Origin of the sequence: Microbacterium sp. AB (assembly GCF_032878875.1) — a bacterium.
GTDB classification, from domain to species: Bacteria; Actinomycetota; Actinomycetes; order Actinomycetales; family Microbacteriaceae; genus Microbacterium; species Microbacterium betulae.
Map to the genome: position 1 here is coordinate 1,064,212 of NZ_CP118157.1, position 24,291 is coordinate 1,088,502.

A 24,291-nucleotide genomic window follows, 5' to 3' on the forward strand; every position below is an offset into this window, starting at 1 on the left:
TGTGACGTCCCTGCCCGACACGACCCTTCCCGACCTCACGACGTACGACGCGGTGCTCTTCGACCTCGACGGCGTGCTCACGCCCACCGCCGAGGTGCACATGCACGCCTGGCGCGCGATGTTCGAGCAGCTCTTCGCCCAGTGGGACATCGAGCCGCCGTACACCGACCAGGACTACTTCGACCATCTCGACGGCAAGAGGCGCTACGACGGGGTCGCCGCGCTCCTGCGCAGCCGCGACGTCGAGATCCCGTGGGGCGAGCCCGGCGACGACCCGTCCGCCGACACGGTGTGCGGCATCGGCAACCGCAAGAACGTCGTCTTCTCCCGCGTGCTGGCCGAAGAGGGCATCGCCCCCTATCCCGGATCGATCGCGCTGCTCGACGCGCTCGATCGGGTCGGGACCCCCGTCGCCGTCGTGTCGAGCTCCAAGAACGCGCAGGACGTGCTCGCCGCGGCCGGCATCCTCGACCGCTTCCCCGTGATCGTCGACGGCCTCCTCGCCGAGCGCGACGACCTCCCGTCCAAGCCCGCGCCCGACGTGTTCCTCGCCGGGGCCGCGCAGCTCGGCGTCTCGGCCGGACGCTCGGCGGCCGTCGAGGACGCCGTCAGCGGCGTCGCCTCGGCCGCGGCGGGACGCTTCGGGCTCGTCGTCGGCGTCGACCGCGGCGCCGGCGCCGCCGCCCTCACGGCCGCCGGCGCGCACATCGTCGTCACCGATCTCGCCGAGCTCGTCGCATCCGCGACGCGCTGACGGTCGGCCCCGCCCTCACCCGACACCCGTCCGGCCCCCACATCCTCCGGAGCAACGCATGATCGATCGCGACCGCTTTCCCGTCGACCCCTGGCGTCTCGTCGAGACGCGTCACTCCGAGGAGGACGCCGGCGTCACCGAGACGCTCTTCGCCGTGGGCAACGGCTTCCTCGGCCTGCGCGGCAACTTCCCCGAGGGGAGGAACGCGCACGAGCACGGCACGTTCATCAACGGGTTCCACGAGACGTGGCCCATCCGCCACGCCGAGAGCGCCTACGGCTTCGCCGAGGTCGGGCAGACGATCGTCAACGTGCCGGACCCGAAGGTCCTCCGTGTGTACGTCGACGACGAGCCGCTCTCGCTCGACCTCGCCGACGTGCGCGAGTACGAGCGGTCGCTCGACTTCCGCGACGGCGTGCTGCGACGCCGCGTCCTCTGGGTGACGCCGTCGGGCAAGGAGGTCCTGCTCGAGTCGGACCGCCTCGTGTCGTTCGAGGACCGCCACCTCTCGATCGAGCGGATGTCCGTGACGGTGCTGAACGCCGACGCGCCCGTGGTGGTCAACAGCCAGCTCATCAACCGCCAGGACGGCCAGGACGTCTACGGCGGGCGCCCCCCGGGCGTGCGCACGTCGCCCGGGTTCGACCCGCGCAAGGCGGAGAAGATCGATGCGGAACGCGTCCTGGTGCCCCAGGAGTACTGGCAGGACGGAACGCGCTCGGCGCTGTCGTATCGCACGGCCTCCTCCGGGATGACGCTCGCCGTCGTCGCCGACCACGTCATCGAGACCGGCAACGACTACATGCACCGCGCGCTTATCGAGCCCGACATCGCGAAGAACGTGTTCCGCGTCGACGCGAAGGCGGGGGTGCGCACCACCGTCACGAAGATCGTGAGCTACCACACGTCGCGCAGCGTGCCGGCTCCGGAGCTCGTCGACCGCTGCCGGCGCACGCTCGACCGCGCGCTCGCCGCGGGGGCGCCGTCGTTCTACGAGGCGCAGCGCGCCTGGGTGTCGGACTTCTGGGAGCGCTCGGACGTGCGCATCGCCGGGCACGACGACGTGCAGCAGGCGACGCGCTGGGCCCTGCTCCAGCTCGCGATGGCGGCGGCGCGGGCGGACGGATGGGGCGTGCCGGCGAAGGGCGTCACGGGGTCGGGGTACAGCGGGCACTACTTCTGGGACACCGAGATCTACATCCTCCCGTTCCTCGCGTACACGACGCCGCTGTGGGCGCGCAACGCCATGCGCATGCGCACGAAGATGCTGCCGGCGGCGCGCCGCCGGGCGGCGCAGATGAGCGAGGCGGGGGCGCTCTACCCCTGGCGCACGATCAACGGCGAGGAGGCGTCGGCATACTACGCGGCCGGCACCGCGCAGTACCACATCAACGCGGACATCGCCTTCGCGCTCGTGCGGTACGTACGGGCGACGGGCGACGTCGACTTCATGGCGCGCGAGGGCGTCGACGTGCTCGTCGAGACGGCGCGCATGTGGACGTCGCTCGGGTTCTGGCGGCAGAACGAGGGCGAGGAGAGCTTCCACATCCACGGCGTCACGGGGCCGGACGAGTACACGACGGTCGTGAACGACAACCTCTTCACGAACGTCATGGCACGGTTCAACCTGCGCGCGGCGGCCCACACCGTCCGCGAGATGGCCGAGCGGGCCGGACGCTCCTACCGCGACCTCGTCGACCGTGTGCAGCTCGACCCGGGCGAGCCGGAGGTGTGGGAGCGCGCGGCGGACGCGATGTTCATCCCCTACAACGAGCAGCTCGGCATCAACCCGCAGGACTCGCTGTTCCTCGAGCGCGAGGTGTGGGACCTCGAGCACACCCCCGACGATCAGCGCCCGCTCCTGCTGCACTTCCATCCGCTCGTCATCTACCGCTTCCAGGTGCTCAAGCAGGCGGATGTCGTGCTCGCGCTGTTCCTGCAGGGCAACCAGTTCTCGGAGGAGGAGAAGAGGGCCGACTTCGACTACTACGACCCGCTGACGACGGGCGACTCGACGCTCTCGGCGGTGGTGCAGTCGATCCTCGCGGCGGAGGTCGGCTACCGCGATCTGGCGCGGGAGTACTTCGAGCGCGCGCTGTTCGTCGACATCGCCGACCTGCACCGCAACGCGTCGGACGGCGTGCACGTCGCGTCGGCGGGAGGAGTGTGGACGGCGCTCGTGTTCGGGTTCGGCGGCATGCGCGACCACGACGGCGTGCTGACCTTCGATCCGCGTCTTCCGCAGGACTGGCCGGAGCTGAGCTTCCCGCTCACGTGGCAGGGGACGGAGCTCGACGTCACGATCCGCCGCGACGTGCTCCGCCTGTCGGTGCGCTCGGGGGAGCCGGTGACGTTCGGCGTACGCGGCGAGACCCACGTCGCGAGCCGGGACGCGGAGGCCGTCGTGCCGCTCGACGACCAGGGTCCCGTCCTGCACGGCCGCCCGACGATGCGGAAGTACTCGTCGATGCGCCGCGAGGACGGCACGCCGCTCGAGCCGACGCTGCCGCCCGTGACGACGGCCATCCCGATCGTGCTGGACGATCTCTTCGAGGGGACGAGGGACTGAGGGCGGACGGCACACCCGGCTGGGAGACGCCGGGAACAATGTCGGCGGGGAGCCGTAGGCTGGATCCGTGACCACCGCCTTGTATCGCCGCTACCGGCCGGAGACCTTCGGCGAGATGATCGGCCAGGCGCAGGTCACGGATCCGCTCATGACCGCGCTGCGGGGCGACCGCATCGGCCACGCCTACCTCTTCTCCGGTCCGCGCGGCTGCGGCAAGACGACGTCGGCGCGCATCCTGGCGCGCTGCCTCAACTGCGCCGAGGGCCCGACGGACACGCCGTGCGGCACGTGCGACAGCTGCGTGGAGCTCTCTCGCGCGGGCGGCGGGTCGCTCGACGTCGTCGAGATCGACGCGGCCAGCCACAACGGCGTCGACGACGCGCGCGATCTGCGCGAGCGGGCGATCTTCGCCCCCGCGCGCGACCGGTTCAAGATCTTCATCCTCGACGAGGCCCACATGGTCACGCCGCAGGGGTTCAACGCGCTGCTGAAGCTCGTCGAGGAGCCTCCCGAGCACGTGAAGTTCATCTTCGCGACCACCGAGCCCGACAAGGTGATCGGCACCATCCGCTCGCGCACGCACCACTATCCGTTCCGCCTTGTGCCGCCCGCGGCGATGCTCCAGTACGTCGAGCGGCTGTGCGCGGAGGAGGGCGTGGCGGTCGCCCAGGGCGTGCTGCCGCTCGTCGTCCGCGCCGGCGGCGGATCGCCGCGTGACACGCTGTCGATCCTCGATCAGCTCATCGCCGGCTCCGAGCAGGACAGCGTCTCGTACGCGCGGGCGGTCGCCCTGCTCGGCTACACGCACGGCGAGCTGCTCGACGAGGTCGTCGACGCGTTCGCGGCCGCCGACGCCGCGGCCGCCTTCGGGGCCGTCGACCGCGTCGTGCAGACGGGGCAGGACCCGCGCCGCTTCGTCGACGACCTGCTCGAGCGCCTGCGCGACCTCATCGTCATCGCCGCGACCGGCGCCGGGGCCTCGGCGGTGCTGCGCGGCGTCCCCGCCGACGAGCTGGAGCGGATGGGCCAGCAGGCCCAGCGTCTCGGCGCCGACCGTCTCTCGCGCACCGCCGACATCGTCAGCGCCGCCCTGGACGGGATGACGGGTGCGACATCGCCGCGCCTGCAGCTCGAGCTCATGATCGCGCGCGTGCTCACCCACGGCGCCGCCCCTGCGGGGCAGGCCGTGCCGTCCGGAGGAGCGTCCGCGACCGGCGCGCCCGCATCGCCGTCCGGGGGGAGCCCGTCCGAACGCCCCGCGCCTGCGACGGCATCGCCCGCCTCCCCGGCCGCGGCGCCCGGTGCCGCTCCTGCTGCCCCTCCGACCGCCGCTCCTGCGGCGCCTCCAGCCGCTGAGCCCGCGGCAGCGGCGCCTCCGACGGCGGCGCCCGCGGTTTCGCCGCCGTCCGGCCCCGAGGGCGACACCGTGCCCGCTGCCGGCTGGGCGGCCATCCCTCCGGGGACGGACACCCGGACGCCGTCCGAGCCGCCGCGAACCGGCACCGGCGACGACCGCTCACCGAGCTCCCGTCCGGCGGAACCCCAGGCCCCGTCGCCCGTCGACGACGTGCCGCCGCCCGACCTCGACGACGAGCCGCCGTACGAGCCCGCCGACGAGACCCCGCCGGCACGACGGGCCTCCGAGTCGGCTCCCGAGACGCCGCCTGCCTCCGAGAGCGCCGGGCTGACCCTGCCCGCCGTCCGGTCCGCGTGGAACGGCATCCTGTCCCGCGTCGAGTCGACGAGCCGGTCGTCGTGGCTGGTGCTGCAGAGCGCGCGTCCGGTCGAGGCCGCGGAAGACATCCTCACCCTCGTCTTCACCAACCAGGGCGATCTGGCGACGTTCAAGCAGCGCACCCCGCAGGGCGGCGGCGTCAGCGAGGATCTCCGGACGGCCATCCTCGACGTTCTCGGCATCCGCGTGAAGTACCTCGCACGCTACGACGGCGGTCAGAGCGGGCCGGACGGCGGGCACGGGCGCTCGGACGGCCCGACGGACGGTCCGGCCGCCGCACCGTCGGCGCCCCAGCCACAGTCCCCGCCGGAGTCCCCCCGCGGCGATGCCCCTCCCGTCTCCCCGGGGCGTGCGTCCTCGCCGTCTCCCGCGCCGCGCGCCGCCGCGTCGTACGCCGCCGCACCCGTCACGGAGTGGGCCGTCGCCACCATCCCGGGCAGCGCGCTCGCGGTCGACGACGACCCCGAGGAGGCGGTGGTGCCTCCCGCCGCACGCGTGGCGGCTCCCGTGCGCGACGGAGAGGTCGTCGTCCCGGCCGCCGTGCCGGAGGACGACGACGTCGACCCCGGCGACATCCCGCCGGAGCCCGCCGACGTCATCGCCCCGGCTCCGCCTCCCGCGCCTCCCGCTCCCGTCGTGCAGGCGCGCAGCGTCGGCCCGGAGGGCATCCAGCGATACGGCGAGGCGGTCGTGCGGCAGGTGCTCGGCGCGAGGTTCCTCCACGAGGAGCCGTACGAGCCCCCCACGCGCTTCCCGTGACGTAAGGACACCCCACCCCATGTACGACGGCATCGTCCAGGAGCTGATCGACGAGCTCGGCCGCCTTCCCGGCATCGGCCCGAAGTCGGCTCAGCGCATCGCCTTCCACATCCTGCAGACGCCCACGTTCGACGTGTCGCGCCTGTCGGAGCTGCTGCGCGAGGTGCGCGAGCGCGTGAGCTTCTGCGAGATCTGCGGCAACGTCTCCGAGAGCGAGATCTGCTCGATCTGCCGCGACCCGCGCCGCAACGCGGAGCTCATCTGCGTCGTCGAGGACGCCAAGGACGTCGCGGCGATCGAGCGTACGCGGGAGTTCCGGGGCCGCTACCACGTGCTGGGCGGCGCGATCAGCCCCATCGCGGGCATCGGCCCCGACGACCTGCGCATCCAGCAGCTCATGACGCGTCTCGCCGACGGCACGGTGCAGGAGGTCATCCTCGCCACGAACCCGAACCTCGAGGGCGAGGCCACGGCCGCCTACCTCAGCCGCCTGCTCACGACGCTCGACATCGCCGTCTCGCGCCTCGCGTCCGGCCTCCCGGTCGGCGGCGACCTCGAGTACGCCGACGAGGTGACGCTGGGGCGGGCGTTCGAGGGCCGGCGAAGGCTGTAGCCCGGCCGTCGTCGGCACTCCCGAGGCTTGCCTAAGATTGACCGGTGGGCGCGTTCTGCGTCCCGCCATCCCGCGTACGCATCGAGGAGCCCCACCTTGGCGTTGATCGTCCAGAAGTTCGGCGGATCGTCCGTCGCCGACGCCGAGAGCATCAAACGCGTCGCCAAGCGCATCGTCGACACCCGCCGCGCCGGCAACGACGTCGTCGTCGCCGTGAGCGCCATGGGCGACACCACCGACGAGCTGCTCGACCTCGCCTCGCAGGTCGCGCCGGTCCCCGCTCCGCGCGAGCTCGACATGCTGCTCTCGAGCGGCGAGCGCATCTCCATGGCGCTGCTGGCGATGGCCATCTCGTCGATGGGCTACGAGGCGCGCTCGTTCACGGGCAGCCAGGCCGGCATGATCACGACGGCCGATCACGGCTCGGCGCGCATCGTCGACGTCACGCCGGTGCGGCTGCGCGCAGCCCTGGACGACGGCGCGATCGTCATCGTGGCGGGCTTCCAGGGCTTCAACCGCGACACCAAGGACATCACGACGCTCGGACGCGGCGGCTCCGACACCACGGCGGTGGCCCTCGCCGCGGCCCTCGACGCCGACGTGTGCGAGATCTACAGCGACGTGGACGGCATCTTCACCGCAGACCCGCGCGTCGTGCCGCTCGCGCGCAAGCTCGACCGCATCACCGCGGAGGAGATGCTGGAGCTCGCGGCCAACGGCGCCAAGGTGCTCTACATCCGCGCCGTCGAGTACGCACGCCGTCACGGCGTGCTCATCCACGCCCGCTCGACCTTCACGTCGAACGAGGGCACGTATGTTCTGGGCGAGGGGATGAAGACCCCCCGCGATGCCAAGGGAGAGACCATGTCGGACGACGCCATCGGAATGGAAGAGCCGGTCGTGGCCGGCGTCGCGATCGACCGCAGCCAGGCGAAGATCACGGTGCTCGGCGTGCCGGACGTGCCGGGCTCGGCCGCGGCCATCTTCACGCTCGTGGCGAAGACGGGCGCGAACATCGACATGATCGTGCAGAACGTGCAGTCCGCGAAGGCGGGCCGCACCGACATCTCGTTCACCCTGCCGAAGCAGTCGGCCGCCGAGGTCGCGAAGGCCCTCACGGGCGCGCAGGACGAGATGGGGTTCGAGAACCTCGTCTACGACGACCAGGTCGGCAAGCTCTCGGTCGTGGGCGCCGGCATGCGCACGCACTCGGGGGTCTCTCTCACGCTCTTCCAGGCGTTGAGCGCCTCGGCCATCAACATCGAGATGATCTCGACGAGCGAGATCCGCATCTCGGTCATCCTGCGCGACACGGAGCTCGACGAGGCCGCCCGCGTCGTGCACACCGCCTACGGACTGGACGGCGAGATCGAGGCCACCGTCTACGCCGGCACGGGGCGCTGAGCCCAGCCGGCCGGTAAGATCGAGCCACCCTTCACGCTTCTCAGAGGAACCGCCATGACCCGCATCGCCGAATCAGGACTCTCCGTCGCCGTCGTCGGCGCCACCGGCCAGGTCGGCACGGTGATGCGCGAGATCCTCGCGGAGCGCGCGTTCCCGATCCGCGAGCTGCGCCTGTTCGCCTCGTCGCGTTCGGCGGGCAAGGCGATCGCGTTCGGCGGCGAGACCGTCGTCGTCGAGGACATCGCGACCGACGACCTGTCGGGCATCGACATCGCGCTCTTCTCCGCGGGAGGGGCGGCCTCGAAGGAGCACGCGCCCCGCTTCGCGGCGGCCGGCGCCGTCGTGATCGACAACTCCAGCGCCTGGCGCATGGACCCCGACGTCCCGCTCGTCGTGAGCGAGGTCAATCCGCACGCCATCGACGAGGCCGTGAAGGGCATCGTCGCGAACCCCAACTGCACGACGATGGCCGCGATGCCCGTCCTCAAGGCGCTCGACGCCGAGGCCGGTCTCGAGCGCCTCATCGTCTCGACCTACCAGGCCGTCTCGGGATCCGGCCTCGCCGGAGCGCAGGAGCTGCTCGGCCAGGTCGAGGGCGTCCTCGCGCAGGGCGACACGCTGCGCCTGGTCCACGACGGCTCGGCGATCGACTTCCCCGAGCCCGACAAGTACGTCGCCCCCATCGCCTTCGACGTGCTGCCGTTCGCGGGAAACCTCGTCGACGACGGGCAGAACGAGACCGACGAGGAGAAGAAGCTCCGCAACGAGAGCCGCAAGATCCTCGAGCTGCCCGACCTGCGCGTCGCGGGGACATGCGTGCGCGTGCCCGTCTTCACGGGGCACTCGCTGAGCGTCAACGTCGAGTTCGCCCGCGAGATCACGCCGGAGCGTGCGCGCGAGGTGCTCGCCGAGGCTCCCGGCGTCGTCCTCGACGAGATCCCCACCCCGCTGCAGGCCGCGGGCAAGGACCCGAGCTTCGTCGGACGCATCCGCGCCGATCAGTCGGCGCCCGAGGGCCGGGGCCTCGTGCTCTTCATCTCGAACGACAACCTCCGCAAGGGTGCGGCGCTCAACGCCGTGCAGATCGCGGAGATCGTCGCCGCACGGCACGCGGCCGTCGTTGCCTGAGCGCAAGTTCCGCCGTTCTTTCGGGCCGGACGGTCGGGGTCGTGGAGTCACGCGGAATATGATGGATCATCGTGAGTGAAACCGTCGATGTCGTGCTGATCGGCGGCGGGATCATGTCCGCCACGCTCGGCACCCTCCTGAAGGAACTGCAGCCCGACTGGAAGATCGTCGCGCTCGAACGCGACGGCGAGGTCGCCCAGGAGAGCTCGAACGCCTGGAACAACGCCGGGACCGGGCACTCCGCCCTCTGCGAGCTGAACTACATGCCCGACGCCGCCGATCCGTCGAAGGCCGTCGGCATCAACGAGCAGTTCCAGCAGAGCCGTCAGCTGTGGACGTCCCTCGTCGCCAAGGGCGTCCTCGACGAGCCGTCGACGTTCATCAACTCCGCCCCCCACATGACGTTCGTCACGGGCGAGAAGGACGTGGCGTACCTCAAGGCGCGCTACGAGACGCTCAAGGAGCAGCCGCTCTTCGAGGGCATCGAGTACTCGGAGGACTCTCGCGTCATCCACCAGTGGGCGCCGCTGCTCATGGAGAAGCGCCGCAAGACGGACGAGCCGTTCGCCGCGACGCGCGTGCCCGCCGGGACGGACGTCGACTTCGGCTCGCTCACGCGCCGGCTCTTCGACCATCTCAAGGACGGCGGCGTGGACGTCCTCCTCAACCACGAGGTGAAGAAGCTCTCGAGGCAGAAGGACGGCACGTGGCTCGTCCGCTCCCGCAACAAGGTCGGGAGGACGCCCGGATACCTGAACGCGCGGTTCGTCTTCGTCGGCGCGGGCGGATGGGCCATCAAGCTGCTGCAGGGATCGGGCATCCCCGAGATCAAGGGCTACGGCGTCTTCCCGATCGGCGGCCAGTTCCTCAAGACGAGCGATCCCGCCCTCGTCGCGCGGCACCGCGCAAAGGTCTACTCGCAGGCCGCGGTGGGTGCGCCGCCCATGTCGGTGCCCCACCTCGACGCCCGCGTCGTCGATGGCGAGGGCTCGCTGCTGTTCGGCCCGTTCGCGACGTTCAGCCCGAAGTTCCTCAAGAAGGGCTCGTGGCTCGACATCGTCTCGCAGGTGCGCCCACACAACATCGGCTCGATGCTCAAGGTCGCCGTCACGAACCTCGACCTCGTGAAGTACCTCGTGGGGGAGCTGCTGAAGACCCACGCGAAGAAGATCGAGAGCCTGCGTGCCTTCATGCCGACGGCCGACGGCGCGGACTGGGAGCTCATCCAGGCCGGTCAGCGCGCACAGGTCATGAAGGACGGCAAGCTGCAGTTCGGCACGGAGGTCGTGTCGGCGGCGGACGGCTCCATCGCGGGTCTCCTGGGAGCGTCGCCCGGAGCGTCGACGGCCGCGACGATCATGCTCAATCTGCTGAGCTCCTGCTTCCCCGATCGCATCGCGGGCTGGGAGCCGCAGCTCAGGGAGCTCATCCCGACCTACGGCGAGACGCTCAACGGAGACAGGGCCAAGGCCGAGGCGACGACGAAGCGCACGGCCGAGGCCCTGGGCATCCTGGCGTGACGGCGGGACCGACGATCACGGTCGCCGCGATCGCGTTCCTGCGCCCCGACGGCACCGTGCTGACCGTGCGGAAGCGCGGGACCTCGGCGTTCATGCTGCCCGGCGGCAAGCCCGACGCGGGGGAGTCCGCGGTGGAGACGGCCATCCGCGAGGTGCACGAGGAGCTCGGCGTCGTCGTGGCGGCCGCCGCCCTGCGCCTGCTCGGCTCGTTTGCGACGCGTGCGGCCAACGAGGCGGGCCACGCGCTCCACGCGACCGTCTTCACCACGCGCGCCGACGTCGCCCCGGTCGTGCAGGCCGAGATCGACGAGGCGCGCTGGGTCGTGCCCGCGGCCGCGATCGACGACGGATCCGAGGCGCCCCTCAATCGCGAGCACGTCTTCCCCCTGCTCGCCGGGCTCTGATCGCGCCGACTACACTCGACCGGTGGCCAAACTCTATTTCCGCTACGGCGCGATGAACTCGGGGAAGTCCACCGCGCTGCTGCAGGCCGCCTACAACTACGAGGAGCGCGGGCAGGCCGTCCTCCTCGCCAAGCCCGAGATGGACACGAAGGGCGCCGACCAGATCGCCTCGCGTCTCGGCGTGACGCGCACCGTCGACTTCCTCATCGGCGCGGAGGACGACGCGGGCGAGCTCTTCCGCCGTCACCGCGACCGGGTGCGCGAGAGCGGATCGGATGCGCTCATCCCCGGCGAGAGCGCGCCGGACGTCGCGTGCCTGCTGATCGACGAGGCGCAGTTCCTCACGCCCGCCCAGGTCGATCAGGTGTTCCGCATCGCGGTCGAGGGCGCCGTGCCCGTGATGGCATACGGCATCCGCACCGACTTCCGCACCCTGGCGTTCCCCGGGTCGCGTCGCCTGCTGGAGATCGCGCACTCCCTCGAGGAGCTCAAGACGATCTGCCGGTGCGGACGCAAGGCGCTCTTCAACGGCCGCAAGATCGCGGGGCGCTTCGTCTTCGACGGCGATCAGGTCGCCATCGACGCCGAGGGCGCGTCCGTGCGCGACGAGCACTTCGTCACCTACGAGTCGCTGTGCGGCGTCTGCTACCTCGAGGAGTCGGGCGGAGTGCTCGCGCCGGCGTGACGCGGACGGCGCGCCATCCGCTCCCGTGCTGGGATGTTGACGTCAACACGCCCGGCACGTAGCCTGAGTGCATGCGAGTTCTCCTTGCCGGCGGCGCCGGATACATCGGCGCGCACACCGCGGTCGCCCTGCTCGAAGCGGGCCACGAGGTCATCCTCCTCGACAACCTCGACAACACGAGCGCGGTCGTCGCCGACCGGCTCGAGCAGATCACCGGCACGCCCGTGACGCTCGTCGTCGGCGACGCCACGGACGACGCGGTCGTCGAGCGGACGTTCTCGGCGCACGGTCCGTTCGATGCGATCGTCCACTTCGCGGCGCACAAGGCGGTGGGGGAGTCGACGCAGAAGCCGCTGGACTACTACGCGAACAACCTCGACTCGACGTTCGCCCTGCTGCGCGTCGGGCTCGCCCACGGCATCCGCTCGTTCGTCTTCTCCAGCACCGGCACCGTCTACTCGAACCCGGCCGATCTCCCCTTCACCGAGGCGGGCACACGCGACCTCGTCGAGCTGTCGAACCCGTACTCGAAGTCGAAGCTCATCAACGAGGTCGTCCTCGCCGACGTGCAGCGGGTCACCCCCGACCTCAACGTCACGCTGCTGCGCTACTTCAACCCGGTCGGCGCCCACGAGTCGGGCCTCATCGGAGAGGACCCCCGGGGCATCCCCAACAACCTCATGCCGTTTGTGGCGCGCGTGGCCGTCGGGTCGCTCCCCGAGATCAACGTCTTCGGCGACGACTACGACACCCCGGACGGCACGGGCCTGCGCGACTACATCCACGTCGTCGACCTCGCGGAGGGTCACGTCGCGGCGCTCGAGAAGGCGCAGCCGGGTCTGGTGAGCTACAACCTCGGCACCGGCCGGCCCGTGAGCGTGCGGGAGCTCATCGCCTCGTTCGAGAAGGCCGTCGGCCGCGAACTGCCCAAGGTCGTCGCGCCGCGTCGTGCGGGCGATCTGGCCGCCACGTACTGCGACCCCGCGAAGGCGGACGCCGAGCTCGGATGGAAGGCTCGTCTCGGCATCGACGACATGACGTCGAGTGTCTGGACCTGGCAGCAGCGGAACCCGCGGGGCTACGACAGCTGAGGGCACGACGCCAGACGAGAACGGCCTCCGGTGCGAACCGGAGGCCGTTCCGCGTCGTGGGACGCCGAGCACAACGCAGGAGACCCGAGGCGTCGCCTCGCTGCGAACCGCGGATCCCCGCGCTTGGCGCGGGCGCGACGTCACGAGATTCCTGCGTTGTGCATGCCGGCCGGGTGAAGCCGGTGCCGGCCTTCGCTCAGACCCGGGCAGGAAGCGTCGGGATGAGCTCGTCGAGCGTGTCGGCGGTGTCCTGCCAGCTCGTGACCGAGACGCAGGGGACGCCCAGGGCGAGGACGGGGTAGTCGTTGCCGTCGGCGTCGAGGCGGTCGCCGTAGAAGAGCATGTCGTCGAGGGGGATGCCGGTCTCCTCGGCGAGCTGGCGCATCCCGTACGCCTTGTCGATGCCCTTCCGGGTGATGTCGACCGACGTCGATCCGCCCGAGCGCACCTCGAGGTCGGGGACGCGCGCGGCGACGGCGTCGCGCAGCGCCGACTTCTTCTCGCTCGTCGGGTCCCAGGCCTTCTTCGCGTCGACGGGGGCCTGCTGGCCGAGGGCCGAGAAGGTGATCTGCGAGCCGCGGTCCTCGAGGATGGGGCCCCAGGTCTCGGCCTCCCAGTATCCGAGGCGCCTCGCCTCCTCCTCGACGGCCGTCAGCGCCCGCCGCCTCTCGTCCTCTGTCAGCTCCCGCGCGTACACGGGCGCGAAGTCCTCGCCCGTGTGGCGGAAGTACTGCGTGCCGCACGTCGGCAGCAGGTGGATGTGGGAGAGCGCCGCGGGGGCGTCGGGGAGCCGGTCGACCACCTGCGAGCGGAACTGCTGGATCTGCCCGCCCGAGATGATCGCGACCTCGACGCGCTCGGCGAGCGCGATGAGCAGGTCGCCGATGCGCGGCTCGATGGGCGACTTCGACGGGGCGAGGGTGTCGTCGAGATCGAAGGCGACGAGGCGGGGCGTGGCGGTCATGTCTCTCCGGATGGCGGATGGGCGCGAACCGGACAAGCCTACGCGACCGAGCGGGAGGGCACCGAGCGCAGGCGACCGCTCGAGCCGGTACCCTCGGACGTCTATGGACCCGGCCTTCGCGCGCTCCCCCAACGTGCTCTTCGCGGCGCACGTGCGCGGGGTGCGCCGCATCTCCCCCGGGTTCGTCCGCGTGGGGCTCGAGGGCCCTGACCTCGAGCGCCTCGTCCCGCGCGGGCTCGATCAGCGGATGAAGATCCTCCTTCCTCCCGGCGCGATGCCGGGAGGGCTGGACGAGTCGTTCCTCCCCGAGGCGGAGTGGAGGCGCCGCTGGCGGGCGCTTCCAGCGGAGCGGCGTCCGCTTCTGCGCAGCTACACCGTCGGCGAGGCGAGGCCGGAGGCGGGGGAGCTCGACATCGACTTCTTCGTGCACGCCCGTCCCGGACCCGGCAGCGCCTGGGCCCTGCGAACGCAGCCCGGGGACGTGCTCATGCTCTCGGCCCCCGACCGGCGTCGCGAGCACGGACGGCACGGCGTGCAATGGAACCCCGGGCGGGCTCATCGGGTCCTCCTCGCGGGGGACGAGACCGCCTATCCGGCGGTCAGGGGAATCCTCCGCTCGCTCGGCCGCGAGGTGACCGCGTCGGTCGTCGTCGAGGCGGGCGATCCTGCGGACGCCTCATGGATGGCCGACGAGCTGCCGGACGGACAGGGCGTGGTCTGCGTGCGCGGGGAGCGGGACCGTGGGGGCGCGGCGCTCGTGGAGGGGGTCGCCGGATGGGCGGGACACGAGGGCGAGAGCGCCGCGGCAGAAGGCGGAGGCTTCTACGCATGGTGCGCCACGGAGAGCGCGCACGTGGCGGCGATGCGCGACGTGCTGGTGGCCTCGGGCATCGCGGCGGATCGGATCCACGCACAGGGGTACTGGAACGACCGCGATCGGAGGCCCGCTCGTTAGGATAGGCTCTCCTGTGTCGTCGCGCGCCCTGCGACGCGTCGTCGACCGTGGGAGCCCGATGCCTCGTTCCATCTCCATCCGCATGTCCGTCTCGGCGTCGACGATCGCCGTCGCGCTCGGCCTCGCCGGCTGCGCCTCGCCCGCCGCGGATCCGGCGGAGACGCCCTCCGGCGCTTCGACGCACTCCGTCGTCCACGCGCGCGGCGAGACGGAGGTGCCGGACGACCCGCAGCGCGTCGTCGTCCTCGAGCCCGTGCAGCTCGACACCGCCGTCGCGCTCGACGTGATCCCGGTCGGCGCCGCGGTCCTGAACGAGACTGCGGGCGTCCCCGCCTATCTCGGCGATGCCGCCGCCGACATCGAGACGGTGGGCACGGTGGCCGAGCCGAGCGTGGAGCGCATCGCGGCGCTGCAGCCGGACGTCATCATCGGCACCGAGTCCCGTCACTCCGGTCTCTACGACCAGCTGAGCGACATCGCACCGACCGTCTTCATGGCCACGCAGACAGACCCGTGGCAGGACAACGTCGCGCTCGTCGCGGAGGCGCTCGGCGACCCCGACGGCGCGACCGAGCTGCTCGACGCCTATCGGGAGCGGTGCGACGAGATCGCCGCCGAGTACGCCACCGCGGGGAGCACGGCCCAGCTCATCCGCCCCCGAGACGGCGTGCTCACCCTCTACGGGCCTGCGTCGTTCGCCGGAAGCACTCTGGAGTGCGCGGGCTTCTCGACGCCGGAGCACGACTGGGAGGACATCTCGCTCGACGTCTCGCCCGAGAACGTGCTCGACGCGCAGGCCGACCTCGTGCTCGTGACGACGACCGACGTGGACGACGAGACGACGATGCCCGCGGCGATCGTCGACAACGCGGCCTCGTTCCCCGACGTGCACCTCGTCGACCAGTCGTTCTGGATCACCGGCGTCGGTCCGCTCGGAGGCATGACGGTGCTCGACGACCTCGAGCGCATCCTCTCCGAACGCTGAGGTGATCCCGGCGGACGCGGCGGTGCGACACGCGCCTCATCGCGCCCTCCTGTGGGCCTCGGCGATCGCGGCCGTGGCACTCGCTCTCATGCTGTCGGTGCTCATCGGCTCGAATCCGGTCCCGCCTGGGCAGCTCTGGCAGGCGATCGCGGGCGGCGGCTCGGACGAGGCGCGGTACATCGTGTGGTCGCAACGGCTTCCGCGCACCTTCGCGGCCGTCGTCGTCGGGATCGCCCTCGCGGTCTCCGGCGCCCTCGTGCAGGCGTACACGCGGAATCCGCTCGCCGACCCCGGCATCCTCGGAGTGAACGCGGGGGCGGCGCTCTTCGTCGCCATCGGCGTCGCCTTCCTCGGCATCACCACCTCGACCGGCTACGTCTGGCTGGCGTGCGCCGGAGCGCTCGTCGTCACCGTCGTGGTCTACGCCCTGGCCGCTCCCGCGCGCGGCGCGGCCGACCCGCTGCGGCTCACGCTCTCGGGCGTGGCGATCGGCGCGGTGCTGTCGGGGCTGACGACGGGCATCTCCCTCACGAATCCCGACGCGTTCGACAGGATGCGCGGCTGGAACGCGGGGAGCCTGCTCGAACGCGGATTCGACGTGAGCCTGCCGGTCCTGCCGATCATCGGAATCGGCCTCGTGCTCGCGGCGGCGGTGGCTCCCTCGCTCAACTCGGTGGCGCTCGGCGCGGACGTCGCGCGGTCGCAGGGCGTGAACGTCGCCCGGACGAATGCGCTCGTCGTGCTGTCCATGACGCTTCTCGCCGGCGGCGCCACAGCGATCGCGGGGCCGATCGGCTTCGTCGGCCTCATGATCCCGCACATCGCGCGCTGGCTCCTCGGGGTCGATCAGCGGCGCATCCTCGCGGGCAGTCTCGTGCTCGGGCCTGTGCTGGTGCTCCTCGCGGACGTCGTGGGCCGCGTGGCGATCGTACCGAGCGAGATGCCGGCCGGCATCGTGACGGCGTTCGTCGGAGCGCCCGTTCTCATTGCGCTCGTGCGCAGGCGGAAAGCGACCGCGCTGTGAGCAGGAGCGCCGTGAACGAGAGCCCGGTCCTCGTCCCGGGCGCGCGCAGGCGCGCCTTCGACGTCCGGAGCGCGGCCGTGACGGCCGTCCTTCCCGTCGTCATCGCCGCACTGCTCGTCGTCGCGCTCGCTGTGGGCGAGTATCCCCTCACCGTCCTCGACGTTCTCGGCGCCCTCATGGGCACGACGGACGGGCTCGCCCCCACGGTCGTCCTGGACTGGCGGCTTCCCCGTGCGGCGGCGGCCGTGGCGTTCGGTGCCGCGCTCGGCGTCGCGGGGGCGATCTTCCAGACGGTCGCGCGCAATCCGCTCGCGAGCCCGGACGTCATCGGCCTCGCGCACGGATCCTTCACGGGGATGATCGTGGCGTTGCTGTTCCTCGGCGGCTCCTGGCCGCTGCTCATCGGCGGGTCGCTTCTCGGCGGCGTCGTGACCGCGCTCGCCGTCGCCGTGCTCACCGCGCGCGACGGGTTCCAGAGCTTCCGGTTCATCGTCATCGGGATCGGCGTGTCGGCGATGCTCGCGGCGGTGAACTCCTGGCTCCTCCTGCGTGCCGAGCTTGAGACGGCGCTCTTCGCCGCCGCCTGGGGCGCGGGCAGCCTCAACACCGTCAGCGCCGACACGGCGTGGCCGGCCATCGTGTGCATCGCCGTGCTCCTGCTCGCCGTTCCCGTCGTCTCCCGGTCGATGCGACAGCTGGAGCTCGGGGACGACGTCGCACGGTCGACGGGAGTGTCGGTGGGGCGCGTCAGGATCGTTCTCATCGGGATCGCCGTCGCCCTCGTGAGCGTCGTGACGGCGATCGCGGGACCGGTCGCCTTCATCGCGCTCTCGGCTCCGCAGATCGCGCGTCGCCTCGTCGGCTCGGCGGGGATCCCTCTCGTCGCGTCGGCGCTGACGGGAGGGATGCTCCTCCTCGGTGCCGACATCGTCGCGCAGCATGTCATCCCTCTCACGGTGCCCGTGGGCGTCGTGACCGTCGTCGTGGGCGGCGGATACCTCGTGTGGCTGCTGGCGCGAGAGATGCGTCGGGCGTCCTGACGGGAAAGTCCCCCGACTCGCGTAATGACTCGCCGCGATCCGCGTCTCATCGAGGGGGACTGTGCAGCCGGGGGGAGAAGAGAGGATTCCGCATGAGCGTCGACGACATGGTGCACGTGGCATCGGTGATCGCGATCCTCGCGTCCATCGCCGGCGGGGTTCTCGTCGTCATCAGCGCCCTCGTCGCGGGGTGGCGTCGTCGGAAGACCGTGGAGATCCGTTCCGCCGACAGGATGCCGCCACGCCGGCACGAGTGAGCGGCGCCTCGTCCTCGCCGCGTATCCCGGAGTCCATCCACTCGCATGCAGTGATAAGCTCACTTTTTGTGAGTGAGACAGTGCGGACGCGGCCTTCGGCGCTCAGCGCCTGTCCGTCGTTCGTCGCCGCGATGGACATCGTCGGGCGCCGCTGGAACGGGTTGATCGTCCAGGCCCTCGCCGAGGGGTGCACGTCGTTCTCGGAGATCGCGCGATACGCGGAGCGCCTGAGCGACGCGGTGCTCGCGCGGCGTCTCCGGGAGCTGGAGGACGACGGGCTCGTCGAGAGGACGATCGTCGACGCCCGGCCGCCTGCCGTGCGGTACACGCTGACCGGCGCCGGCGCCGCTCTGGCGCCCATCCTCGACAGCCTCACGGAGTGGGGCGAGCGCTTCACCCCACCCGAAGACGACCCGCAGGACGTGCGGGCGCACGGCGGAACGGAGCAGGAAGCATGATCGAGATCGGGGCCCTCACCTTCGGAGAGATCACGACGGATCCCGTGACGGGGGAGACGCCGACGGCCCTCCAGCGCGTGCGCGACACGATCGAGCAGGCGCGCGTCGCAGACCAGGCCGGTCTCGACGTGTTCGGCATCGGCGAGCACCATCGCGGCGACTTCATCGCGAGCGCACCCGCCGTCCTGCTGGCCGGCGCGGCCACGGCGACCGAGCGCATCCGCCTCGCCAGCACGGTGACGGTGCTCTCGAGCGACGACCCGGTGCGCGTCTACGAACAGTACGCGACGCTCGATCTGCTCTCCGAGGGCCGGGCGGAGATCATGGCGGGCCGCGGCTCCTACACCGAGTCGTTCCCCCTCTTCGGCTACTCGCTCGCGGACTACGACGACCTGTTCGCGGAGAAGCTCGACCTGCTGCTGAGGATCCGCGACGAGAACCCCGTGAGCTGGAGCGGGCGCACCCGGGCGCCCCTCGACCACGCCGACGTCGCTCCGCGGGCGCTGCAGTCGCCGCTTCCCGTGTGGCAGGCGGTCGGCGGGACACCGGCGTCCGCCGTCCGCGCGGGTCGCGCGGGGCTGCCGATGATGGTCGCGTTCCTCGTGGGGCCCATCCCGGCACACCGGCAGGCCGTGCAGTACTACCGGGCGGCCGCAGCCCAGGCGGGTGTCCCGGAGGAGCGGCAGCGCGTCGGGGCGAGCGTGCACGGGTACGTCGGGAAGACGAGCCAGTCCGCGCGCGACACGATGTTCCCGGCCTTCTCGCGCGGCATGCGCGAGAACAACCACCAGCGCGGCGTCGGCTTCGACATCCCCCGCCGGGGCTTCGACGCGCAGGCCTCCCCCGGGGGCATGCCCGTGGTCGGGAGCCCGCAGGAGGTCGTCGACAAGATCCTCACGTACCGGCAGGTCTACGGGATCGACAGGATCATGCTGCAGATGGGCTTCGGCGGGGTGTCGCAGCGCGATCACCTGGAGGCCATCGAGCTTCTGGGCACGGAGGTCGCGCCCGTTCTCCGGCGCGAGCTCGGAGCGGCGGCCGGGCGGGAGGACGCCGCGTGAGCGCGGGGGAGGGGCTCCGGGTCGTCGTCGTCAACGGCAGCCCGAGCGAGTCGTCGAAGACGGCGGCGCTCGCTCGGCTCGCGGTCGACGAGGTCTCGAGCAGGTACGCGTCGGAGGCGACCTGGGTCGACGTGTATCGGTGCGGCCCGGGTCTGACGTCGGCGATCACGCGGGAGGACGTGGACGAGGCGACCGAGCGCGCCCTGCGCGGCGTCGAGCAGGCGGATCTGCTGATCGTCGCGGTGCCCGTCTTCCGCGGCGCCTACCCCGGCATGTTCAAGCACTTCATGGATCTCGTCGACCAGTACGCGCTCGTCCGCAAGCCCGTCGTTCTGCTCGCCACGGGCGGCAGCGACCGTCATGCCCTCGTGATCGACCACGTGCTGCGTCCGCTGTTCGCGTTCTTCCAGGCGTACGTCGCGCCGAGTGCGGTGTACGCCAGCTCGGCGGTGTTCGACGGCTCGCTCATCCTCGACCCGGGCGTCCACACGCGGGTGCAGATTGCGATCGACGACGTGGACGGCCTGCTCGTCGCGCGGGGAGCCCGGGAGCGCGAGGCGGTCTGACGGACGTCGCCCGAAGCGCGCGCCGAGCGTCTGACCAGGGTGTTCTGCCCATGTTCGTGGGGATTCGTCCAGGGGCAGCACGGTGAGTTGTTGATCGCCGTCCATGAATTGGTCTCTCTGTGAATACGATGTGTGCACTCGCCGCCGCGACGTGCGGACGGCGTGCAGATATCGAGACCCAGGGGGCAGAGTGCAGAACAAGAACACGAGATCAGTCCGACGCGTCATCGCGCGAGCCATCCTGTCCGCGGCAGCGGCGAGCGCGTTCGTCCTCGGAGGCGCGGGCGTCGCGAACGCCGCGCCGGCGCCGGACGAGGACATCGAGACCCACCGCATATCGAGCTCGGCCGGGGAGAGCGCGGAGGCGTACTGGACCCCCGAGCGGATGGAGGCCGCCACGCCCGCCGATCGGGAGCTCGCGGACCCCCAGACGTCGTCCTCTCCCGTCGCCGCCGCCGATCCGGTGACGATCGACGGCGTCGCCGCGGCGTCGGGAGTCTCTCCTGAGCTGCTCGTGGAGGCCGCTCCCGTCTCGCACATCGGCAAGGTGTTCTTCACCCTCGCCGGACAGGACTACGTCTGCTCGGGCAACTCCGTCGTCTCGGCGAACGAGAGCACGGTCGCCACGGCGGGCCACTGCCTCAACGAGGGGCCGGGGGCGTACGCGACGAACTTCGTCTTCGCGCCGGCCTACGACGAGGGGGCGACGCCGTACGGCGTGTGGAGCGCCACCGAGCTCGTGGCGCCGACCGCCTGGGTGCAGCAGGGCGACATCAACTACGACACGGGCTTCGCGGTCGTGAGCAGCGGCTCGGGGGCCACCCTGTCTGACACGGTCGGCGCATCCGGCGTCGCGTTCAACCAGCCGCGCGGACTCGAGTACACGGCATACGGGTACCCGGCCGCCTCGCCGTTCGACGGCGAGAGCCTGCACGTGTGCAGCGGCGCCGCGACGAGCGACACCCTCGGCGGAACGGACTCGCAGGGCATCCCGTGCGACATGACCGGCGGGTCGTCGGGCGGCCCCTGGTTCATCGGCGACGGTGCCGGCGGCGTCCAGAACTCGGTGAACAGCTTCGGCTACAACGTGCTGCCCGGCGTCATGTTCGGCCCCTTCTGGGGCTCGGTCGTGCAGAGCGCGTACGACACCGCGGCGAGCTGAGCCCGACGTCGCTGCGGGCTCCCGGATGCTCCGGGAGCCCGCAGCGACGAGTCGGAGGTCCGGGCGATCGGCGTCCGGGGCGTGTCAGGTCCGCCGTCCCGGGACGCCTGCGCTCGTCGCGGCGACGGAGATCGTCGTACGCGGAGCCCTCTCGCCGTCCATATGACGAAATCGACCCACTCTGCTTGCTCGGATGGGTCGATTTCGTCATTCGAACGGGGTGAGTCCCATAGCGTGGTGTCAATTCCTGCGGGGTTCTCGTCGTCGTGGACGATGAAGGGCCACCGTGGGATGACCATTGTTTCCGGCAAGAAGCAAAGCAGAGATCCCACGATGACCCAGAACCAGTCTGCCTTGACGACCCTGATCGGCGAAGTCCTCGCCGATCCCGACCTCGCCGATCCCGACCTCGCCCACTCCGATGTGTTCCGTCGGATGCTGCAGGCCGGCCTGCAAGATCTTGTCGACGCGGAAGCGACGGTGAAGATCGGCGCCGGCCGTTACGAGCGGACCGCGGAGCGGACGACCCGCCGCAACGGCACCCGGCCGAAGACGCTCGCGACCCCGGCCGGGGAAGTAGATCTGCAGATCCCGAAGCTGCGGGAGGGGTCGTTCTTCCCGTCGCTGTTGCACCCGCGCCGCCGGGTCGACAAGGCCCTCCACTCGGTGATCTGCCAGGCCTGGATCGACGGAGTCTCCACTCGCAAGGTCGACCAGCTGGTGCGGGCGCTGGGGAACGACACCGGCATCTCCCGGTCGACGGTGTCGCGGATCTGCTCCGAGATCGACGAGGCGGTGCACGAGTTCCTGCACCGCAGGATCGATCACACCTGGTTCCCGTACCTGTTCCTCGACGCCACCTACCTCGACGTCCGCCACCGCGGCCGGGTCGTCTCCCAAGCCCTCGTCGTCGCCACCGGAGTCTCCGGCGAAGGTCGCCGGGAGATCCTCGGGATGGCGCTGGGCGACGCGGAGACCACCGACTTCTGGACCGAGTTTCTCCGCGGCCTCCGCGACCGCGGACTGAAGGTCGCCACCGACGCCGACCCGCTGGGCGTGACCCTCGTCACCAGCGACGCGCACGCCGGCCTGAAGACCGCGGTCAAGGCGATCCTACCCGGGGCCGGATGGCAAAGATGCCGCGTCCACTTCGCCCGCAACGTCACCCAGAAGCTCGGCTCGGCGCGTTCGAAGCCAGTCAACGCGTTGATCTCGACGATCTTCGCGCAGACCACGACCGAGGCCGTGATCGCGCAATACAAGGCTGTCACCGACAGCCTCCGCGGCTCGTTCCCCGAGATCGCGACGATGCTCGAGGCGGCCGAGGCGGACCTGACCGGGTTCGCGCCGTTGCCCCGTGAGCACTGGCAGAAGGTCTGGTCGAACAATCCCATCGAGCGCCTCAACCGCGAGATCAAGCGCCGCGCCGACGTCGTCCAGATCTTCCCCGACCAGAGCAGCGTCACCCGCCTGATCGGCGCCGTTCTTCAAGAGCAGCACGAGGAATGGGGCTACGGCGAACGCCGCTACTTCTCCGACATCTCGATGCGCAAACTCGTCTACACGCTCCACGAGCACCCCGAGCCCGCACGCCCCGAGCTCTACCTCACCGCCTGACCATCACCCACCATCAGGAAGCAACCGAATGACACCACGCCAAGGGACTTGACCCACCGAGCCGGAGTCCCGGGGAGTGGTGGGCTTTCGGGCCCGCGGCGTCGTGACCGCGACGGGGTGAGCCATCGTGCGATGGTCAGTGAGAACGACCAAGAACTCACACAGAAAGACGACACCGCACGATGGCTCTTGACCAGTCTGCCCTCCTCGAGCTGCTCGGGGAACTGAAGCTCACCGACACGACCGACCGCATCCGAGCTGCGACCGAGCGGCTCTATCAGGAGTTGATCGACGCGGAGACGGCCGCGTTCATCGGCGCCGCCCCCTACGAGCGCACCGCGGAGCGCACGACCACCCGTAACGGGTCCCGACCCCGGACCTTGTCGACCACGGCTGGGGATCTGGAACTGCGGATCCCGAAGCTGCGGGCCGGGTCGTTCTTCCCGTCGCTGTTGGAGCGGCGTCGCCGCGTCGACCAGGCCCTGTTCGCGGTCGTGATGGAGGCCTACCTGCACGGCGTCAGCACCAGGAAGGTCGATGACCTCGTCAAAGCGCTCGGTGCTGACACGGGCATCTCGAAGTCCGAGGTGTCCCGCATCTGCGCTGGCTTGGATGCCGAGGTCGCATCGTTCCGAGACCGCTCGCTGGCAGATATCGCCTACCCCTACGTGTTCCTCGACGCGACCTACTGCAAGGTCCGCATCGACCACCGCGTCGTGTCCCAGGCGATCGTCGTCGCGATCGGCGTCGCCGCGGACGGCCGACGTGTCGTGCTCGGCTTCGATGTCGGCGACAGCGAGACCGAACAGTTCTGGAAGCAGTTCCTGCGCTCGTTGAGGACGCGGGGCCTGGATGGGGTGAAGCTGGTGATCTCCGACGCCCACGCAGGGCTGAAGAAGGCTTCGGCGACGGTGTTGCAGGGCGCAGCCTGACAACGCTGCCGCGTCCACTTCATGCGCAACGTCCTCACCGCCCTGCCGAAGGGTCGGCAGGAGATGGTCGCCAGCGTGATCCGCACGATCTTCGCCCAACCCGACGCCGAGCACATCGATACCCAGTTCGACGAAGTCGTGCGCATGATCGAGCGCGTCCATCCGAAGACCGCCGAACTGCTCGCCGACGCTCGTGAGGACATCCTCGCGTTCAAGGCGTTCCCTGCCCGGCACTGGCGACAGATCTGGTCCACAAACCCGCTGGAACGCCTCAACCGTGAGATCAAACGTCGCACCGATGTCGTCGGCGTGTTCCCGAACAACGCCGCCCTGCTGCGCCTGGCCGGTGCCGTCCTCGTCGAGCAACACGATGAATGGGAAGCCGGCGACCGCCGCTACTTCTCGGAAGCCTCGATGACCGAGCTGACCGCGACTATCGCCACCATCGACGAGGCGGTGATACTGCCCGAGATCACCGCCGCCTAAACTGACAACAGCTGATCATCGCAACAAAGCGAAAGACCACCACTCAAACGGACGCGGCCGTCACCGAGGAAGACCTCTGTCTCACGCCCGAGCGCACCGAGGTCAACGAAACCCTGCATGAC

21 protein-coding genes and 1 pseudogene are annotated in these 24,291 nt (G+C 70.7%); 21 read left to right on the top strand and 1 reads right to left on the bottom strand.

Going from position 1 to position 24,291, the window contains the following annotated elements; genetic code table 11:
• Nucleotides 1–10 precede the first annotated feature (10 nt).
• The 10 genes from N8K70_RS05105 (at nucleotide 11) to galE (ending at nucleotide 12,662) form a co-directional block, all read left to right on the top strand.
• Nucleotides 11–754 carry an HAD family hydrolase gene (locus tag N8K70_RS05105; RefSeq protein WP_317141173.1) on the top strand — a complete coding sequence of 248 codons (744 nt, stop codon included), beginning with the start codon at nucleotides 11–13 and terminating at the stop codon, nucleotides 752–754.
• Between the two features lie 58 nt (nucleotides 755–812).
• Nucleotides 813–3,323, top strand: coding sequence for a glycoside hydrolase family 65 protein (locus N8K70_RS05110; RefSeq protein WP_317140531.1), 2,511 nt, complete (start codon nucleotides 813–815; stop codon nucleotides 3,321–3,323).
• Between the two features lie 67 nt (nucleotides 3,324–3,390).
• Entirely contained in the window at nucleotides 3,391–5,817 is a 2,427-nt protein-coding gene (locus tag N8K70_RS05115; RefSeq protein WP_317140532.1) for a DNA polymerase III subunit gamma and tau, read from the top strand.
• 19 nt (nucleotides 5,818–5,836) lie between these two features.
• Complete coding sequence (recR, locus tag N8K70_RS05120; RefSeq protein WP_317140533.1) at nucleotides 5,837–6,430, top strand: recombination mediator RecR; 594 nt, start codon at nucleotides 5,837–5,839, stop codon at nucleotides 6,428–6,430.
• Between the two features lie 96 nt (nucleotides 6,431–6,526).
• Nucleotides 6,527–7,834 (top strand): aspartate kinase, encoded by a 1,308-nt coding sequence (locus N8K70_RS05125; RefSeq protein WP_317140534.1) that lies wholly within the window; start codon nucleotides 6,527–6,529, stop codon nucleotides 7,832–7,834.
• Nucleotides 7,835–7,888: 54 nt separating this feature from the next.
• On the top strand, nucleotides 7,889–8,962 hold the full coding sequence (locus N8K70_RS05130) for an aspartate-semialdehyde dehydrogenase (protein ID WP_317140535.1): 1,074 nt from the start codon (nucleotides 7,889–7,891) through the stop codon (nucleotides 8,960–8,962).
• Between the two features lie 71 nt (nucleotides 8,963–9,033).
• Nucleotides 9,034–10,482 (top strand): malate dehydrogenase (quinone), encoded by a 1,449-nt coding sequence (gene mqo / locus N8K70_RS05135; RefSeq protein WP_317140536.1) that lies wholly within the window; start codon nucleotides 9,034–9,036, stop codon nucleotides 10,480–10,482.
• The gene (locus N8K70_RS05140; RefSeq protein ID WP_317140537.1) at nucleotides 10,479–10,886 is read left to right on the top strand and encodes an NUDIX hydrolase; all 408 of its coding nucleotides are present in this window, start codon (nucleotides 10,479–10,481) and stop codon (nucleotides 10,884–10,886) included. The genes mqo and N8K70_RS05140 overlap by 4 nt, the downstream gene beginning before the upstream one ends.
• A 22-nt stretch (nucleotides 10,887–10,908) precedes the next feature.
• Nucleotides 10,909–11,571 carry a thymidine kinase gene (locus N8K70_RS05145; RefSeq protein ID WP_317140538.1) on the top strand — a complete coding sequence of 221 codons (663 nt, stop codon included), beginning with the start codon at nucleotides 10,909–10,911 and terminating at the stop codon, nucleotides 11,569–11,571.
• A 71-nt stretch (nucleotides 11,572–11,642) separates the two neighbouring features.
• The gene (gene galE / locus N8K70_RS05150; RefSeq protein ID WP_317140539.1) at nucleotides 11,643–12,662 is read left to right on the top strand and encodes a UDP-glucose 4-epimerase GalE; all 1,020 of its coding nucleotides are present in this window, start codon (nucleotides 11,643–11,645) and stop codon (nucleotides 12,660–12,662) included.
• 196 nt (nucleotides 12,663–12,858) lie between these two features.
• Here galE and N8K70_RS05155 read toward each other — a convergent pair whose 3' ends face one another.
• Nucleotides 12,859–13,626: an HAD-IIB family hydrolase gene (locus N8K70_RS05155; RefSeq protein WP_317140540.1), complete on the bottom strand. Its 768-nt coding sequence runs from the start codon at nucleotides 13,624–13,626 to the stop codon at nucleotides 12,859–12,861.
• A 103-nt stretch (nucleotides 13,627–13,729) separates the two neighbouring features.
• On the opposite strand from N8K70_RS05155, the gene N8K70_RS05160 reads away from it, so the two are divergent.
• The 11 genes and pseudogenes from N8K70_RS05160 (at nucleotide 13,730) to N8K70_RS05210 (ending at nucleotide 24,169) form a co-directional block, all read left to right on the top strand.
• Nucleotides 13,730–14,581 carry a siderophore-interacting protein gene (locus tag N8K70_RS05160; RefSeq protein WP_317140541.1) on the top strand — a complete coding sequence of 284 codons (852 nt, stop codon included), beginning with the start codon at nucleotides 13,730–13,732 and terminating at the stop codon, nucleotides 14,579–14,581.
• Nucleotides 14,582–14,639: 58 nt separating this feature from the next.
• A complete protein-coding gene (locus tag N8K70_RS05165) occupies nucleotides 14,640–15,566 on the top strand; it encodes an ABC transporter substrate-binding protein (protein WP_317140542.1) in 927 nt (308 codons plus the stop codon).
• Nucleotides 15,567–15,639: 73 nt separating this feature from the next.
• Nucleotides 15,640–16,590: a FecCD family ABC transporter permease gene (locus N8K70_RS05170; RefSeq protein ID WP_317140543.1), complete on the top strand. Its 951-nt coding sequence runs from the start codon at nucleotides 15,640–15,642 to the stop codon at nucleotides 16,588–16,590.
• An 11-nt stretch (nucleotides 16,591–16,601) separates the two neighbouring features.
• Entirely contained in the window at nucleotides 16,602–17,630 is a 1,029-nt protein-coding gene (locus N8K70_RS05175) for a FecCD family ABC transporter permease (protein ID WP_317140544.1), read from the top strand.
• Nucleotides 17,631–17,722: 92 nt separating this feature from the next.
• The gene (locus N8K70_RS05180; protein ID WP_317140545.1) at nucleotides 17,723–17,887 is read left to right on the top strand and encodes a hypothetical protein; all 165 of its coding nucleotides are present in this window, start codon (nucleotides 17,723–17,725) and stop codon (nucleotides 17,885–17,887) included.
• Nucleotides 17,888–17,955: 68 nt separating this feature from the next.
• The gene (locus N8K70_RS05185; RefSeq protein ID WP_317140546.1) at nucleotides 17,956–18,345 is read left to right on the top strand and encodes a winged helix-turn-helix transcriptional regulator; all 390 of its coding nucleotides are present in this window, start codon (nucleotides 17,956–17,958) and stop codon (nucleotides 18,343–18,345) included.
• Nucleotides 18,342–19,406 (top strand): LLM class flavin-dependent oxidoreductase, encoded by a 1,065-nt coding sequence (locus N8K70_RS05190; RefSeq protein WP_317140547.1) that lies wholly within the window; start codon nucleotides 18,342–18,344, stop codon nucleotides 19,404–19,406. The genes N8K70_RS05185 and N8K70_RS05190 overlap by 4 nt, the downstream gene beginning before the upstream one ends.
• Nucleotides 19,403–19,972, top strand: a complete 570-nt coding sequence (locus tag N8K70_RS05195) for an NAD(P)H-dependent oxidoreductase (protein WP_317140548.1) — start codon at nucleotides 19,403–19,405, stop codon at nucleotides 19,970–19,972. Before N8K70_RS05190 ends, N8K70_RS05195 begins: the two co-directional genes overlap by 4 nt.
• Before the next feature lie 190 nt (nucleotides 19,973–20,162).
• Nucleotides 20,163–21,134 carry a trypsin-like serine peptidase gene (locus N8K70_RS05200; protein ID WP_317140549.1) on the top strand — a complete coding sequence of 324 codons (972 nt, stop codon included), beginning with the start codon at nucleotides 20,163–20,165 and terminating at the stop codon, nucleotides 21,132–21,134.
• A gap of 333 nt (nucleotides 21,135–21,467) precedes the next feature.
• Nucleotides 21,468–22,751 carry an IS256 family transposase gene (locus N8K70_RS05205; protein WP_317140550.1) on the top strand — a complete coding sequence of 428 codons (1,284 nt, stop codon included), beginning with the start codon at nucleotides 21,468–21,470 and terminating at the stop codon, nucleotides 22,749–22,751.
• Between the two features lie 182 nt (nucleotides 22,752–22,933).
• A pseudogene (locus N8K70_RS05210) lies at nucleotides 22,934–24,169 on the top strand (IS256 family transposase).
• The last annotated feature ends 122 nt before the right edge of the window (nucleotides 24,170–24,291 follow it).